At 45.0% G+C, this 15,676-nt stretch carries 10 protein-coding genes; 3 read left to right on the top strand and 7 right to left on the bottom strand.

The window, feature by feature from the left end:
• Nucleotides 1–3: 3 nt before the first annotated feature.
• From AC1DPK_RS31790 to AC1DPK_RS31780, 3 genes are all read right to left on the bottom strand, one after another.
• Nucleotides 4–1,155, bottom strand: coding sequence for a response regulator (locus AC1DPK_RS31790; protein ID WP_477512753.1), 1,152 nt, complete (start codon nucleotides 1,153–1,155; stop codon nucleotides 4–6).
• Nucleotides 1,136–2,965: a sensor histidine kinase gene (locus AC1DPK_RS31785; protein WP_477512752.1), complete on the bottom strand. Its 1,830-nt coding sequence runs from the start codon at nucleotides 2,963–2,965 to the stop codon at nucleotides 1,136–1,138. The genes AC1DPK_RS31790 and AC1DPK_RS31785 overlap by 20 nt, the downstream gene beginning before the upstream one ends.
• Before the next feature lie 159 nt (nucleotides 2,966–3,124).
• On the bottom strand, nucleotides 3,125–5,053 hold the full coding sequence (locus AC1DPK_RS31780; protein WP_477512751.1) for a 3'-5' exonuclease: 1,929 nt from the start codon (nucleotides 5,051–5,053) through the stop codon (nucleotides 3,125–3,127).
• Nucleotides 5,054–5,239: 186 nt separating this feature from the next.
• Between AC1DPK_RS31780 and AC1DPK_RS31775 the strand changes: the two genes are divergently transcribed.
• Complete coding sequence (locus AC1DPK_RS31775; RefSeq protein ID WP_477512750.1) at nucleotides 5,240–6,076, top strand: SHOCT domain-containing protein; 837 nt, start codon at nucleotides 5,240–5,242, stop codon at nucleotides 6,074–6,076.
• Between the two features lie 78 nt (nucleotides 6,077–6,154).
• Here AC1DPK_RS31775 and AC1DPK_RS31770 read toward each other — a convergent pair whose 3' ends face one another.
• The 4 genes from AC1DPK_RS31770 to AC1DPK_RS31755 form a co-directional block, all read right to left on the bottom strand.
• Complete coding sequence (locus tag AC1DPK_RS31770) at nucleotides 6,155–6,481, bottom strand: pyrophosphohydrolase domain-containing protein (RefSeq protein ID WP_477512749.1); 327 nt, start codon at nucleotides 6,479–6,481, stop codon at nucleotides 6,155–6,157.
• Nucleotides 6,482–6,603: 122 nt separating this feature from the next.
• Nucleotides 6,604–7,602, bottom strand: coding sequence for a FecCD family ABC transporter permease (locus tag AC1DPK_RS31765; RefSeq protein ID WP_477512748.1), 999 nt, complete (start codon nucleotides 7,600–7,602; stop codon nucleotides 6,604–6,606).
• The gene (locus tag AC1DPK_RS31760; RefSeq protein WP_477512747.1) at nucleotides 7,595–8,605 is read right to left on the bottom strand and encodes a FecCD family ABC transporter permease; all 1,011 of its coding nucleotides are present in this window, start codon (nucleotides 8,603–8,605) and stop codon (nucleotides 7,595–7,597) included. Before AC1DPK_RS31760 ends, AC1DPK_RS31765 begins: the two co-directional genes overlap by 8 nt.
• A gap of 77 nt (nucleotides 8,606–8,682) precedes the next feature.
• Nucleotides 8,683–10,638 carry an ABC transporter substrate-binding protein gene (locus AC1DPK_RS31755; protein ID WP_477512746.1) on the bottom strand — a complete coding sequence of 652 codons (1,956 nt, stop codon included), beginning with the start codon at nucleotides 10,636–10,638 and terminating at the stop codon, nucleotides 8,683–8,685.
• A gap of 328 nt (nucleotides 10,639–10,966) precedes the next feature.
• Between AC1DPK_RS31755 and AC1DPK_RS31750 the strand changes: the two genes are divergently transcribed.
• The gene (locus AC1DPK_RS31750) at nucleotides 10,967–14,515 is read left to right on the top strand and encodes an Npt1/Npt2 family nucleotide transporter (RefSeq protein WP_477512745.1); all 3,549 of its coding nucleotides are present in this window, start codon (nucleotides 10,967–10,969) and stop codon (nucleotides 14,513–14,515) included.
• A 129-nt stretch (nucleotides 14,516–14,644) separates the two neighbouring features.
• Nucleotides 14,645–15,268, top strand: a complete 624-nt coding sequence (locus AC1DPK_RS31745; protein WP_441884212.1) for a sensor domain-containing protein — start codon at nucleotides 14,645–14,647, stop codon at nucleotides 15,266–15,268.
• Nucleotides 15,269–15,676: the final 408 nt, after the last annotated feature.

The following is a 15,676-nucleotide window of genomic DNA, read 5'->3' as shown; positions in this document are numbered from 1 at the left end:
TATTTATTTTCCTACTTCGGAAAGTCCGCTGACAAGAGAATCATACAGCATAAGCAGCTCTTGGGATGGACGAATGCCCAGTTCCCGCTTTAGAAGTCTCACATAGTCGGTGTATTGTGCGGTTAACCCTTTCTTATCCCCGTCCAGTCCATGCTTCTTCATCAGCAGCTCGACCACCGATTCTTCAAGCGGATTACGGCCATGCAGCTTCAGAAGAAGCTTCGACGCCGCAGCCGTGTTCGACAGGGTGAGCAGCGTCTCTGCTGCATTTTTGACAAAAGAAGCATACCGCTCTGACAGCCGATCTGTCTCATGAATTGCCCATACGTAAGCTTTGCTGCCGAACAAATCACCCGTATAGAGCCTTTCAACGATAAGTGCTTCTTCCACGTTGCCCGCGTCGATACTTCCCAGATTTTCCGTTTGACGCTCAAATTCAACGTAGTCAATAACTGCATCGTCCAGTTCCAGCGCATAACCGTCATTCTCAGAACGAATAGCTTCCCGGAGCCCTATTGGCTCCAATGATTTACGCAGCTGGTACACGGTTGTATTTAAATATTTTTCGGCATTCACGCTCGCCATACCCGCGAATATATCTGCAACCAGGCGGGAGCGCGAAATTCGTCTACCCCGATTCAGCAGTAAATAGGCGAAGAGTTCAGCACTCTTGCTGGAAATCCACTTTACGCGTCCTGATTCATTACGCACAAAAAAGTCGCCCAGCGTGGCAACGCTGACACGGCTCATACCCCGAATCGCAGTATCTGCTTGCTGAAGCGGTTGAACGATTTTTCTGCTCTCCAGTGCCCGGTTAATCGTCCGCTCCAGCCGCTCCTGAGTCACCGGCTTCACCAAATAATCAAGCACGGACAACTCAAAAGCTTCTAGCGCATAATCCTTATGCGAGGTGACAAACACGATTTGTGTCTTACAGCCTGCTTCGTCCAGCCTTGCGGCGAATGTAAGTCCACTATCACCGGGCATGGAGATATCCACAAACGCCAGCTCGACGTCGGGATTTTCACTCAGAAATGCAGCCGCAGCATCCGTATTTACAAACGTTCCCATCACCTGAAGCTCAGCATATTTCACGAGCATCTTCCGCATGATCAAATGCATGACGGGCTCATCGTCAATCAATATGACTTTCATCAGCTATCACCGCCGTTCCTTCCCTTTCAATCGTTCCGCCGCGACTCGATGAGCCGGACAACGTAAAAAAGAATGTTGTACCTACGCCAGGCAAGCTATCGAATCTAAGACTGCCGCCATGCATGCGAAGAAATTCTCGGGTTAATACGAGACCAAACCTCATCTCTCCACCATCTTCTCGACTAGCAAATCCAGGCTCCTTGAAAAACAGCTCATCATGATGCAGCAGCTGCGCTGTCTCTTCGTCAATCCCACTCCCATTATCACGTACAGTCACCGTCACCTGATCCCGTTCGATAGATGCGTTTATCTCAATTTTCCCGCCGATGTCCGTGTACTTAATCGCATTTGAAAGCAAATTTCGGAAAATGAGATCGAGCATTTCTTTATCCGCTTTCACTGTCAGCCTCTCGTCGATATGCTCTGAGATACTAATGCTCTTCATGCCGGCTCTTGTGCCGGCTAGTGAAATCGCTTGGCGAACGACCTGCTGCAAATTCCACGTGAGCGGACGAAACGCTACTTCCCCATTTTGACTGCGATACCAATCGAGCAGATTATCGACGAGATGATAGGTACCGCGAACTTGCCTCCTAATCTCTTGAAATACTTCAGCATTCGCGATGTCGGTGTCGCTCGGCTCATCGCCCAGCAGCTCAGTCAAGCTAACAAGAAGCGCGATCGGATCACGGATATCGTGAGCCATTACGGTAAACAGCTTGTCCTTGAAGGCATTCAGCCGAGACAGCCGTTCAGACTTCTCACGCAGTCTCTCCTCGTTCTCCTTCAGCTCCGTAATATCGCTGAGCATCAACATTTTCCCGATAGGCGTCACACCTGTATCATAAATATAAGACAAGCTGCAAATATAATACCTTTGCCGATCGCCTTGCAAGCGCTGAAGCGAAAACCGATCATCTCGGAATTCCGTTGCGGCAATTCGCTCGAGCAGCTCAGGGCAGTCTGGCAGCAAGTCCTTGATGAAAGCAGGAAAACTTTTTGCCGAGCCAAGCTCAGGAAATACCTCTTCTGCTGCGCGATTGTGGTTCACAATTTGATCCTCATAATCGAGCAGGACAACACCGTCGCGGATCGTATCGAACATTTTGGCATATGCAAGCGGTGTTAAACGAAGCAGCCTAAACCGGAAAATGCCCCAAGCATAAACAACGCCCGATACAGCGAAACCAAGCGGCGTGAAATCGATGACTTTGCTGAACATGTAGGCGATATTAAACAGCATAGGAGCGGCCGCGCCCAAAATAAGGACGACAATCTGTGTCCGCACAATAGGCAATGCCCGCAAATACATGGGAATAAACAACAAAATGCCGAGTAGCAGAATCGTATAATTGTAAATTGCGTGTACGGAATACCATGGGCCCTTCACCGTATTGTACAAGGGAACCGTCTTAATCGTGTTCAAGACGTATTCTTTGTAAATAAGATGATGCCAATCGTTAGTGAGATGAAGGAGGAAAGTCGCAGTCGGGACGAGAAACAGCAAGACCGCAAGCCGCTTCCGGTAGCGTGGCGCAAGTCCTGTAAACTGGATAACGAGCAGCAGCCAAAATGCAGAGACAAAGGGGATGCCGATGTACTCGACCTGAAGAGAAAACTTCACACCGCTTAAGCTGTCGCTAAAAATTTCAAAGGTGTAGCCTAAAGCGTAAAAGGACGCCGCTGTCATCATGTAAATCATGGTCCTCGCCATCTGCAAATGACGTTTCCGGTAGGAGAGGAACGCCACGAACAGCATTACAGCGGTCGCAAAGCATAGCAATATTGACATCCATTGTCTTGTGTCCATGACGATGCCTCCCTTTTTTTCGATTCGTCTATCATTCGACAAATTTCCTCAAATTCCTTGTGAAGCCTAAAGCCAACCCTCTTCAAGCTCACGACAGCAAAATAGGCTGCCCGATACATTCTCGGACAACCTTTTTTCAACTGGAATCAGCCTTTCGTTTCATCCCATCTTCTTTATGGCATGCTCCTGCTTCAGCCGCTGCTGCTGCACCTCGTCCAAATAAAGCGTAAACTTGGAATCCCCGCTGTAAGAGATGTGCAGCCAATCCAATGCGCGTGTCATCGCAATATAAAACAGCGATACTTCCCGCTCCTCCACTTCTTCCAATGAGAAAGGCATGTTCTCGGCATTTACGATGAAGACCGCTCGGAAATCGAGCCCCTTCACACTGTCAATGTCCGATACATTAATCGCATCGCCGACTATGTCTGATTCCTGGTTCAAATCGGCATTTTCTGAGATCCAATAAACGGGAAAGCCTTGCCCCTTAAGCGCCCTCTTGATCATATCCGTGAAGGAGGAGTAGTAATTGTCCTTTACTCGGTATAAGATGACCATCTCTGAATAAGCAATCTTATGATGGTCATGCAAGGATCGCATTTGTTCAATGACAGCCTTCATCTCTTCCTGAAAGCTCCCGCGACGCTCCAATATTGGCTCAGGCCCGCTTCTCCGTGTACTCTGAGGAGGTATGATCTCTACCCCTTTCGACACCCCGTACTGAACCTTGTTCTGAAACAGAGAATGCCGTTGATAGAAATCCCAAGCAAACTGCGCGATTTGAGCCGTGTTGCGATAATTAACGGAGAGAATGCGCGAACGTCCGCGAAAATCAAGCCCCGTGTCCTGCAGCAAGCTCGATTTCCGTTTAAAGAACGATTGTGCCCGGTCCTCGACCAGCAGCAAATTTTGTGTCGCTGGATTAAGCAAATAACTTAGAAGCTTAAGCCATTCTGGCTGAAAATCCTGACCCTCATCAATAAGGATTGCTTCATAGGTAGGTAAAATAGCTTCCTTCTTCTCCAGCTTGCCAATAAGCTTAGCAACATCCGTATCTCTCACGTTCAGCACTGCTCGCAGCCACTCATGAAAATTATAGACCTCGACGTTTTGGTCGCGAGGCTTGCCTTCCTTTTGCTCCGCTAGTCTAATCCAATCAAGTAAATCCTCCGGCTCCTCCATCTTCCGGTCAATCATTTGCCGAAGACTTCGGGACAAGGCGATACTGCTGCAGAGGACAAGAATCTTCCAGTCTGGATGATGATTGGCCAAATGTTTGGCTCGGCTTGCGAGGACAAGCGTCTTTCCGCTCCCCGCTACGCCGCGGATAAGCCGATGGCGATCCCCAAGCTGCTCTGCCATATTTTCCTGATGCAGATCCATACCCTTAATATTGTGATGCGACAGCACGAACTGCTCCTGTTGCTTCTGATTTGTAGGCTGGAGAAATTCCGCGCTGATCCGCGCCTCAGGTATGAGGTGATTACGAATCTGCCTGATCTCCTCTTGCGATAAAATGTAACTGCTGCGCTTGCGTGCCGCAAACATGCCATGGATCTTCTCAATGAGGGAATCGGCTGTAAATCCAGCATCCTCAGGGTCGATCTCGTCGCGGCAAAGCACAAATTGCTCTGCAATGACATCGTACAAACCATTTTCTATAAAATCCTTCTGCTTCAGCCGTGTAAAAGCCGTTCCGAAGCCGTTCGGAAATTTGAGCTGTCCTTGAAATTTGCCTTTCTGTTCAATGAGGTTGTCATCATTTCTTAGCTCGCCCGCTACATGCCGCAAGCTCTCCCTTGCTTCTTGATAAGGGTTCATCACAGCTTCGATCTGTCCTCCAGATGCATGCAAACGCCACTCGTCACGATCAACCTCGAATAGAGCAGACCTCGTATAGTCCTTCACTTCAAGAACGACCAATCCCAGATCTGGGCCTATGATTACGAAGCCAGGGCGATTCCCCCCAATTTCCGGTTCAAAATAAACCGCATAATCGCTCGGCAGATAATCCTTCAGCGTACGAAACAATAACCGCTCCCCAGCAGTCGCACTCGTCCGGATAACCTCTGGGACCATATAAGCCATTCTCTTTCACCTCGAATTCGTTTTTTTCTGTTGTTTTTAGTATAAACCATCTTTGAGCGTTTGGCAGGAGAAAATGGGGAGAAGATTGTTATGACAAATGGAAGATTTTCATGGTACGATATTCCTAATAAGTAAACGAATGATCAAATCCAACCATTTGCGTTCGTTTTTGATAGGGGAGAAACGATGTATAGAAATCCATCTGTATTTTTTTTGGCAGTGTTTTTGCTTGTCGGTATTATTGGTTTGTTTGCGCGTCATGAAACCATCATGCTAATTGGATTTTCAGGTTTTATATTATTCACACTTACTGCCGCTAATCGGAAAAGTAAAAATTATTATCAATTATCGATAAATCTTGAAAAACAAATTAAAAATATGGTGCCAGGCATAAAAGATTTTAAGCTTTCACAAGAATTTATGTCGGATGATAAAGAAAGCTACATTGCATTAGATGAAACAAATAAAAAAATATGTATCATTTATAATCAGGAGACTAATACGGAGCCTTTATTAAGCAAGAATGAATACAATTACAAATGCGAGATTTTTCTCTATAAAGATATTTTACAATCAACCATTCTTCATGACAGTGTTACAGTAACCTCTTCCTCACGAACGGACATCATTGGCAGAGCTTTGCTTGGCAGATCTATTGCTGGAGATACTGGAGCTATTATTGGTGGCCTAAGCGCTTCAAGAACCACTCTTGATCTAATCAAGAAAGTTCAACTTCTTATCGTTGTTAATAATATGTCAAAACCATTCCATCGCATTACGTTTGAGAATTTCCCAAAGGGCATTACTAAAGACAATATTATGTTCAGATCCGTTGATAATGAAATTACGCATTGGCATACTATGTTAAGTTTTTTAATTAAGCAAGTGGATGAAAATGAAAAGCCGACTAGCGCTAATCAAATTTCAGTTGCAGATGAATTATTAAAACTTTCCTCCTTGTTGCGAGATAATCTTATAACGGAAGATGAATTTAAGCAGCAGAAAATAAGGCTATTAGGATAGCAGCATGTTTAATCGTTGCTACTATTAGCACGGAAAATCCCCCTGAATTGTTCAGAATACGGGGGATTTTCTTTTTAGCTAGCTCTCCTCCACCTCCATAAGATATATCCGTTCCTTAAAGCTTCCGCGCTTTTCTGCTTTCTCCGCACGAATTTGCTCCAGCTTCCCAATCGTTACGTCGTGGAATTCAGCAAGCGCATGAAGCAGCTCCATAATATCCGCTAGCTCCTCTATTGATTCCGTTTTAGAATCTGCTTCAAGGTATTCATTCGTCTCTTCTACCAGCTTCGTACGCAGCTCTTTCAGATACTCTTCGTTCTCAAGTATTCTCGTAGTGAACGTTTTGCCTTGCTGCTTTATGATTTCTGGAATCCGATCGCGGACTAATTTATTATAAATGGGCATAGCTTGCCTCCTTGTCATATTGACTTTCTTAGCCTGCTTGGCTCTAAAGCTTCCTAAAATAATTATACAAGAAAAAACGGCGACCATAATCGGTCGCCGTTCTTCTTTTTGAGCGAACAACATCATTTAAAAGCTTTCCGTTTAAACAAAAGGTACATAAAGAACGGAGCGCCTATACCTGCGGTAAAGACGCCGGCTGGTATATCAAGCGGTTGGAAAAGCGTTCGCCCCGCCAGATCAGCCAATAGCAATATCATCGCACCCAGAATAGCGGATACTGGAATTACTAGCTTATAAGAATGGCCGATAAGCTTTCTAGCCATATGTGGCGCCAATAATCCTAAAAAGGAAAYAGTTCCAGCAATTCCGACCGCTGCCCCTGCAAGCGCTACGCTATAGAACAGCAGGATCATGCGGCTTAATTGAAGTTGGCTGCCTAATCCGATGGCCGTTGCTTCACCTAAGGATTGTACGTTCAGCTCTTTTGCATAGAGAATGGATAATGGAATGAAGATGGCGACCCAAGGCCACAACACCTCAATATACTTCCAACTCGTCCCGTAGATGCTTCCGGTCATCCAGTTTAGCACTTGCGCAGCCAAATAGGCCGGTCCGCTAATAAGCAGAAATATCGTAAGTGCCCCCATTGCAGTCGATATGCCAATACCAATAAGTACGAGCCTGAACGGTGAAACCCCATTTTTCCAAGCTAGCGCATAGTTTAGAGCAGCAATAACGAAGGCCCCCGCGACAGCTATGAAAGGAATCCAGTGAACACTGTATCCTGTGTATAGCGTCATAAAAGCTACAACCGCAACTGACGCCCCTCCGGTAACACCCAGCAAATCTGGTGATGCAAGCGGATTCCGTATCACGCCTTGAAGCACAGCACCTGCAACCGCTAAGGCAGCGCCGACTAAAACGGCTGCCACAATTCGCGGCATACGGAACTGCATAATAATTAAGTCGCTGCCCTCTTTATTTTTACCCAGCAGTGAAAGGATGATTTCCTTAACAGGAATGCTTACGCCGCCTATGGATAAACAAAGAATAGACAAAGCAATCAGTACGATGCTTAATATTGCGAGTATTAAGATAGATTTCCCTATTCCTTTATGCATGTTTACTCCTTCTCGCCACATAAATCAAGAAAGGAACACCAATAAGCGCAGTAGCGACACCTACAGGCACCTCCTTGGGCATAAGGATAAACCGTGAAGCAATATCAGCGAATACGAGGAGGATTGCTCCTACCAGCCCACAATAGGGCAATAGCCAGCGATAATCATTTCCAAATATATATCTGCAAAGATGAGGCACAATTAATCCAATGAACGCAATTGGTCCCGCCATCGCAACTGAGCTTCCTGCTAGTAGTACAACAGCAAGGACAGATACAACCCGTATAAGCATCATTCGCTGGCCAAGGCCTTTGGCACTATCATCACCCAAAGCCATGACGTTTAAAGAGCCTGCCAATAGCAGCGCTAAGACCCATCCTAGAAGCATATAAGGAAATACGATAGTTAGATGAGATAATTGTCTCCCAGATACAGAACCGACCATCCAAAACAATGCAGAATCAAGAGATTCTTTATTTATCAGCATAATGCCTGAGGATAGAGAGGAAGCAAATGCAGCTACAGAAGCCCCGGCCAACGTAAGCTTAATTGGCTCAAATCCGCTTCTACCCTGCATTCCCAGTGTAAAAACAAGCAAAGAAGTAGTGGCTGCGCCTGCTAAAGCAATCCAAACCATTCCATTCATGGTTAGTGACGAGCCCAGCATAGCCAAGCTGACAACAATAAATAGAACAGCGCCTGAATTGATGCCAAATATAGATGGAGAAGCTAACGGATTTTTGGTTAACACTTGCATGATTGCACCCGCAATAGCAAGACTCGCCCCTACTGCTGCCGCAATTAATGCTCGAGGAACTCGCGTATTTCTAATAATTAAATGTGCATCCGAACCATCAAATTGCGTATAGGCACGCCATAAATCTTTTAATTCGAATAGATGGATGCCATATAGGATACTAACGAGCATACCGATGAGCAGCAACACGGCGCCTGCCCCCAGGCTCACTAGCTTTCTTTTGCGGCTATGGAGCCTTAATGCCATGTTAACTTCACCCTTTCATCAAAAATAAGCTGACGTCTGATAGTTACGACGTCAGCTTGCTGACTAACAATGCTAAGCTACTTTACATCAAAATAGGCAACAATCTCATCGAGCAATAAATTTGCAGCCTTGTAGCCTCCAGCAGAATTCCAAATCGCTTCATCTACTTTTATTACCTTGTTGTTTTGCACGACATTTAGTTTTTTGAATAACGGATCGTTCATCCACTCCTCTACCACCTTGGATGCATCTGTCTTCCCTGCTGCCTCCGTGACGAAGTAGAATAATACATCCCCATCCATGCTTGGAATCGTTTCTTTGGACATCACTTCAATAAATGAATCCTTATCCTGTGACTCAGGCCGTGCAAATCCTAAATCATTTAAGAGTACGCCCGAGAAGGTTTGCTTCTGATAGATTCGTACCTGAGAAGCGGAGAAGCGAGCAACCGAAATTTTCGTATCCGCTTTGCTGCCTAGCTTCGCTTTCACTTCAGCAACACGCTTGTCGAAATCAGCCATCGCTTTTTCGCCCTCTTCCGTCTTATCCACGGCTTCCATATAAAGCTTAAAGTTGATTTTCCAATCTCCAACCAAGTCCTCTGCGAATACGGTCGGCGCGATTTGGCTTAGCTGATCATATATTTTTTCCTGTCTCACCTTGTTCCCGATTATTAGATCTGGCTTCAGGCTCGCGATCATTTCAATATTCGGCTGAAGTTCATCGCCTACAACGGTAACGTCCTGCATCTCATCTTTGATATGATCGTACCAAGGGTCGCCAATCCAAGATTGCACCGCGCCGATCGGTTTAATGCCAACGGCAAGAAGCGCTTCCGTTCCTTCGTTCGTAAGTATAACAACACGCTCAGGCGCGCCAGTTATCGTTGCTTCCCCCATCGCATGTTTTACTACGCGGGTAACATTTGCTGGTGTGGAGTCGGTTGCAGCTGCTTCAGACACATTAGTAGTTGGTGCAGACGACCCTCCGTTTGTTGAACTCGTATTTGACGTACCCGCAGAGCAGGCGCTGAGAAATAAAACAAAGCAAAGCAATAATGATGCAGCCATTGGTGTTCTTGATCCTCTATACATTTTGAATATTCCCACTTTCTTGTATTGATAATGATTTTCATAACCATTACCACTATAACGCCTGATTCTGCGTGGGACAATTGTATATCTTGAACGATCCACAGGATTATTTTGAACCTTTGCTTTAAATTGACCAAGCGACATGCCTACATGTTTTTTGAACATGCGATTGAAATAACTGTCATCTGAGAAACCTACGCTCTCGGYTATTTCTTGCAGCGTTGCATCTGTATTTTGCAATAGTTCCTTCGCTCTGTCGATTCGAACTGCAATCAAATACTCAATGGGACTTTTACCTGTCGCATGCTTGAATTTCCTTGATAAGTAACTGACGCTGCAATCCAGCAGCTCTGCAAGCTCATCCAATGTTACTCGGTCTGAAGAGTGCTCATGAATATAACGAACCACTTGTGACACGAGGTCCACCTTTTGGGTCTTCACGTTTTGACTGCTCATTTGACTTAAAAGCTCATAGGCAAATTGATAGAATAGCATTTTTATATGTAATTTCTCCAACAGTTCTGGCTCACGCCATTCCTTGCTCATTAGCTCAACACTATGATATAAAGGGATCGGATACTGAGGTACAAAGCTATATTGCAGTTGGAATGGGTTATCTGTCTCCATTAGCTTCATTAAAGGTTGGCGAGAAGGCAAAGCGAGAATAGCTTTATAAAAAATCATATAATATTCAAAAGCATCATGAGCGGTAATATCCAGGCACATCCCTTTGCCGCCATGCAAAACATGAAATCGATTCACCATGTGCATCGTTCCATCCGACCACATCTGCGCACAGCCGCGAATCGCATAAAAAAAAGCGCTGGTGGGCAAGCGATACGATCGCAGCTCCTCGCCTGGTTCCATGACCGTATGCCGTATATCCATCACTTTGATCGAAGCATGATTCCATAACATTAGGTGATCACTCATTTTCATCGTGTCGGATCACTCCCTTCTCCCTGTGAAAGCATTACATATAAACATTCATTATCATTATAAATGATAACGATTATCATTTGCAATGTCTGACAGCGTAAATCATGACATTATTTTTAGCAAAGAATCTACTATTGGCTCCGATTTGCGTTTATTTTACTTTTCGCCGTATATGCTGCATCAATGGCATAACATTTCTACATATCCAGCAGACCATACGTATCGCGCAGTACTCTAGCAAATTTTGTTCCAATATGTATTTTCTTCATATATACTATTCTTCTTAAGCTATTGCGGGCAGGAAGAGAAACGGAGAGGAAAAAGTATCATGTCTAAGAAAAGTATCGTTAATCCATTCACTCTGCTCTCACGTCAATTTCAATCCGATCGAACGGAATATAGCAAAATATTTTATTTATTCGGTTATCTGTTTTTCATCGTCGCTGCTTCTACTATCAGTCGAACAGCTGCAGATACTTTATTTCTCAGCAGATACGACGCATCCGTCTTATCGTATATGTATTTGCCCCAAGCAGCCACCCTTCTCTTAACCGGATTTATATACCAAAAGCTATGCGAACGCTTCCGCACCGATCAACTCGTTGTTAGAGTTATAATCATTGCTTCTATGCTCGCACTTCTTTCGCGACTTGCTGTCGGGATTGGCTTTAGCTGGATTTTCCCCGTCATCTACGTCGGATATGATGTACTAAACTTTTTGATGATCGTCTGCTTCTGGCAGTTTGCGACCTCCAGTATGGATCAGCGCAAAGCGAAACGCATGATTGGTTTTGTAGGAAGCGGTGGACTTGTTGGCGGTATTTTGAGCGGCTTTGGTCTAAAGCTGCTGGTACAGCCGTTAGGAACCGAAAATTTAATCTTCATCTATGCTGCTGCACAGCTGCTTTGCCTGCTATTTGTCCTTAAGCTTCTGCGAGGAGTGCCAAATCCTGCCGAGTTTTTCGCGATTAAAACTACTATTAAAAAATTATCTAAAGCACAAACGCGAGCCGTTGAAGAGAAACAAGGCTTATTCCAAAGCGTACCTCATCTTAAATATGTGGCGATCATGGCCGGTACGCTCACAATCTCGCTTACGCTTATTGATTATCAATTCAAAGTTATTCTTCGCGGCACCTTGCAAAATGAAGAGCTCGCCAGCTTTATGGGCAGCTTTTATGGATTTGCGGGATTGCTCGCGCTAGTTGTTCAATTATTCATTTCCGGCAAAATGATAACCCGCTACGGTGTCATGACTGCCATTCTTGTTTTTCCGATCGTCTTGTTTACAGGAAGCTTCGCTCTCCTCTTCATGCCTGTGCTTGCTATTGCAACTGCAGTTAAAGCAAGCGATAAGGTGCTTGGCGATACGATATACTCCTCCGTAAGTCAGCTCATTATGTTTCCCGTTGCTCCCGAATGGCGCGGCAGAGCCAAAGGTTTCCTCGATGGCATCGTACGAAATGGTGCCAAAGGAATCGCGGCAATCAGTCTTATTGTGCTTTCGCAATGGTTCGCGATTGAGCAATTCAGTTATTTTATTCTTGCGTTGATTGGCTGCTGTATAGTTGCGGCGATAAAAATTAAGAAAAACTATTTAAGCATGCTTTTATCAACTCTGCAATCGAAAAGCATGGACCTGCAAGATGAGCCGGATTTCGTAGATCCTGCGAGCATTCAAATTTTAGCGTCAGCGCTGCATAGGCACGACAAGCAGCAGGCTTTATATGCTTTTGCGATTCTTAGCGGCATTCAAGAGTTTGATATGAATGAGCAGATCACGCCTCTACTGCAGCATCCCGTTCAGGAGCTGCAGATCGAAGCGTTAAAATACCTTCAATTAAACACGCCTGCCCTTGGTGAAAAGAAGCTTGAAGCCCATCTTTCTTCATCATCAGTTACCATTCGCGCCCATGCCATCCTTGCCTTATCTGCCTATGCGCTGGAAGAGCAATTAGATCGCATTACTGCCTATCTGCATGATGAGGATGTTCATATACGAGCAGCAGCCATCGTCGGATTAATTAAATATTATGGCATAGAAGGCATGTTCCAAGCCGTCGGCGTATTAAAGGAGCTGCTCAAAAATGGACAGGAAGAAGAGCGTATTGCCATGGCAGGCCTGTTCGGACAAATTGGCATTGCCAGCTTTTACAAACCGTTGATTCCGATGTTCGAGGACTCCTCCCATCTCGTTCGTATACGGGCATTGGAGTCTGCTTCCACATTGCGAGTACCCGAGCTGGTTCAGTTCATTATTCCGCTTCTTGATGATAGCAAGGTCAGGCTTCAAGCTACTGCTGCATTAACAAGTTATGATGAGGCCATTATCATTCCTATACTTGAAAGCCGCATGACTGCGAAAGAGCTTAACCTTCATTTGCCACGCGTATTAGAGGAAATTGGAACACAAGCTGCACTTGATGCCTTATTGAGGCATTATCTGCTCTTTTCCAGCGAGCTTAGGGAGAAAACACTTGAGTCTGCAACTCGGATTCATGCTGGAACCAATCAAGTTGACAAAAAACATGCTGAGCATTTGATCGATCAGGAGATTTCCTATTATTTTAAATGGGTGGAGCAACTTGCACTTATCGGTAATACAGATCGTATGAGTGATCTAGCTGAGGCGATTGAACAGATGCGGGTTCGTCATGTAAAAAGGATTTTTCAGCTGCTGTCCTTTCTTTATGACTCAAGGTCCATTCACGCTGTGTATGCCAATTGGCAGGATGGYAACGCTAGGCAGCAGGCTAATGCCATTGAAGTAATTGACCAGCTGCTTAAAGGGAAATTGCGGACTGACATGACAAAAATCATTTCATCGTCTCCCACTCCCGGAGAAGAAGCTCCCTCTGAATTGCATGTTAAAGAAGCAATACAGTGGTTTTATGATCAAAACGATCCCTGGATTAATCTAAATATTGATTATTTAACACAATCAGACGATAAGCTTGAGCAGGATTCACTTATGAAACAAATTCATTTGCTCAAACGTGTAGCGTTGTTCGCTGGTTTAACAGGTCGTGATTTCTTCAACATCGCGATGCGCCTGCAAAAGGTATGGATAAGAAAAGGAGTCGAAATTGTTCGCGAAGGAGATCCTGGTGACTCTCTCTATCTTATTGAACAAGGCCATACAGGCATTTATATCCATGGCCACAAAATTAATGAGCTCAGCGCTTACGATTATTTTGGCGAGATAAGCGTCATCACACAAAGAGTTCGCTCTGCAACCGTTATAGCGGAAGAGGATGTCGTCCTATACGAGCTGACTTCGAGTGCATTTTACGAAATGATTTTTGATCGAACCGAAATTGCTATGGAGCTGATGAAGCAGTTGTCGCTGCGATTGCGCAACACCAATGAGAAGGTTTCAAGAGCCGTTCTGGATGCTGCTATAGAAGAAGCCGTTGTCGAGGATCATGCTCTTGCGTCAATTGAAGCTGAAGACCGAAACGAGACGATTATTAGGCGTATTCTAGTCCTGCAGAAGATTAGCCTTTTTGCCCACTGCTCACAAGAAGATTTTATAAAGCTTGCTCGAATGGTGGAAGAATCCGTGTATGAGCCCGGTGAGAGAATTTGTGGCATTGGTGAGGATGGTGACACCATGTACGGAATTATTGAGGGGAAAGTGCAAGTGCACAAAGGATCTGAGCAGCTTGCAACACTCGAGGTCGGGCAATGCTTTGGTGAGATGGCCATCATCGACGGACAGCCGCGTTCCGCCGATTGTACAGCCATTAGCCGCACCATCTTGCTGGAGCTGACTAGAGAGCAGGTATTTGCTTTTTGCTTCCAAAAAATTCATGTTTTAAAAGGCTTAATGCGCGTGTTGGTTGAGAGAACGCAGGATACAGAGCGGTTGGTCTGAGTTTATTTTCCAAAAAAACGATAAGAATACTAGACCAAAGTCGAGCACGCTATCCAGTCTTTGGATCAATGCTTAAGTAGAATGATCCCTCTATACTGAAGGAAGTGTTGGTATGAGAGGGGTTTAAACATGCAAAAACAAAGTGCCTTAAAAGCTTGGGCCATGCTTCTAATGTCGCTTCCGAAAGGAATCATAGCATTTGTAATAGCTGTTACAGGTTTATCAGTAAGCTTGCCGCTGATCATCTTGTGGGTTGGGTTGCCCATGTTGTGGGCGACACTTGCAGCGTGTCGCTGGATGATGGTCAAGGAACAGCAATCTACTCTAGCTTGGTATCGAGGTAATTCCCAATCGCATCATCGGGTCGATGATCAACTATCCCTTCGCTGGGAAGGCTCTCGGTCATTGTTTCGTCTTCTTGGAAAGGGTCAAACCTACCAAGGTATTCTGTACAGCCTATTGCAGCTTCCGATTGGTATTACCGGGTTTACATTAGGGATTGTCCTGCCTGTTACCGCCTATGCAGTCATGCTTTCCCCATTTGCCTATAAGGTGAGTGCAGACTTCTTCAACTTCGATTTATTTCAGTCCACCTGGACCTTCTTTCCTTTTTACGCAGAGATTACTTCTGCTCAGCGCTCGTGGATAGCTGGCGGGATCGGCTTAGTGCTCGTATTTGTACAACCGATGTTATTGCGAGCGCTCGGACGTATGTATGCCGCATATATTCAGATGATTTCGAAGTCCATTTAGCCACTACGTTACAGCATATAAACAAACCCAGCACCTTATAAGTGTATTATCACGAAGGCAATTGCGGTGCTGGAACAGCTATTTTTTTAAGAATGCTGCATACTGCTGCATACTCGAAATAACGGACATGGATGCGGTTATTCTCAACAACCACAAGCTTAAAACGGTGCTGGGCACTTAGGCTTGCACCTAACGGACATAGGTTCCGTTATTTCCAATAATTACGTCTAATCTGGATTTTAACGGACATAGCGGGTTAACCCCCTAAATTTGGACACATGCGCACTCATTCTTATTCAATCGCATCATACTGCAATTTTTTGAGGCTTTAGTTTTTCAGAAAGTATCAACTGTAAATATTCGTAAGGTGACCAGTCCTGAAGCCTGAAGACTTCCATGAATACGGAC

The sequence above is a fragment of the Paenibacillus sp. 01T424 genome, assembly GCF_056398745.1.
The sequence above is the reverse complement of the archived record's forward strand: the minus strand, read 5'-3'. Positions and strand labels throughout refer to the sequence as shown.

Excerpts from the sequence above, each read along its gene's own strand:
- AC1DPK_RS31780 (WP_477512751.1), bottom strand. The coding sequence starts at position 5,053 with ATGGCTTATATGGTCCCAGAGGTTATCCGGACGAGTGCGACTGCTGGG.
- AC1DPK_RS31760 (WP_477512747.1), bottom strand. The coding sequence starts at position 8,605 with ATGGCATTAAGGCTCCATAGCCGCAAAAGAAAGCTAGTGAGCCTGGGG.
- AC1DPK_RS31770 (WP_477512749.1), bottom strand. The coding sequence starts at position 6,481 with ATGCCCATTTATAATAAATTAGTCCGCGATCGGATTCCAGAAATCATA.
- AC1DPK_RS31745 (WP_441884212.1), top strand. The coding sequence starts at position 14,645 with ATGCAAAAACAAAGTGCCTTAAAAGCTTGGGCCATGCTTCTAATGTCG.
- AC1DPK_RS31785 (WP_477512752.1), bottom strand. The coding sequence starts at position 2,965 with ATGGACACAAGACAATGGATGTCAATATTGCTATGCTTTGCGACCGCT.
- AC1DPK_RS31790 (WP_477512753.1), bottom strand. The coding sequence starts at position 1,155 with ATGAAAGTCATATTGATTGACGATGAGCCCGTCATGCATTTGATCATG.
- AC1DPK_RS31775 (WP_477512750.1), top strand. The coding sequence starts at position 5,240 with ATGTATAGAAATCCATCTGTATTTTTTTTGGCAGTGTTTTTGCTTGTC.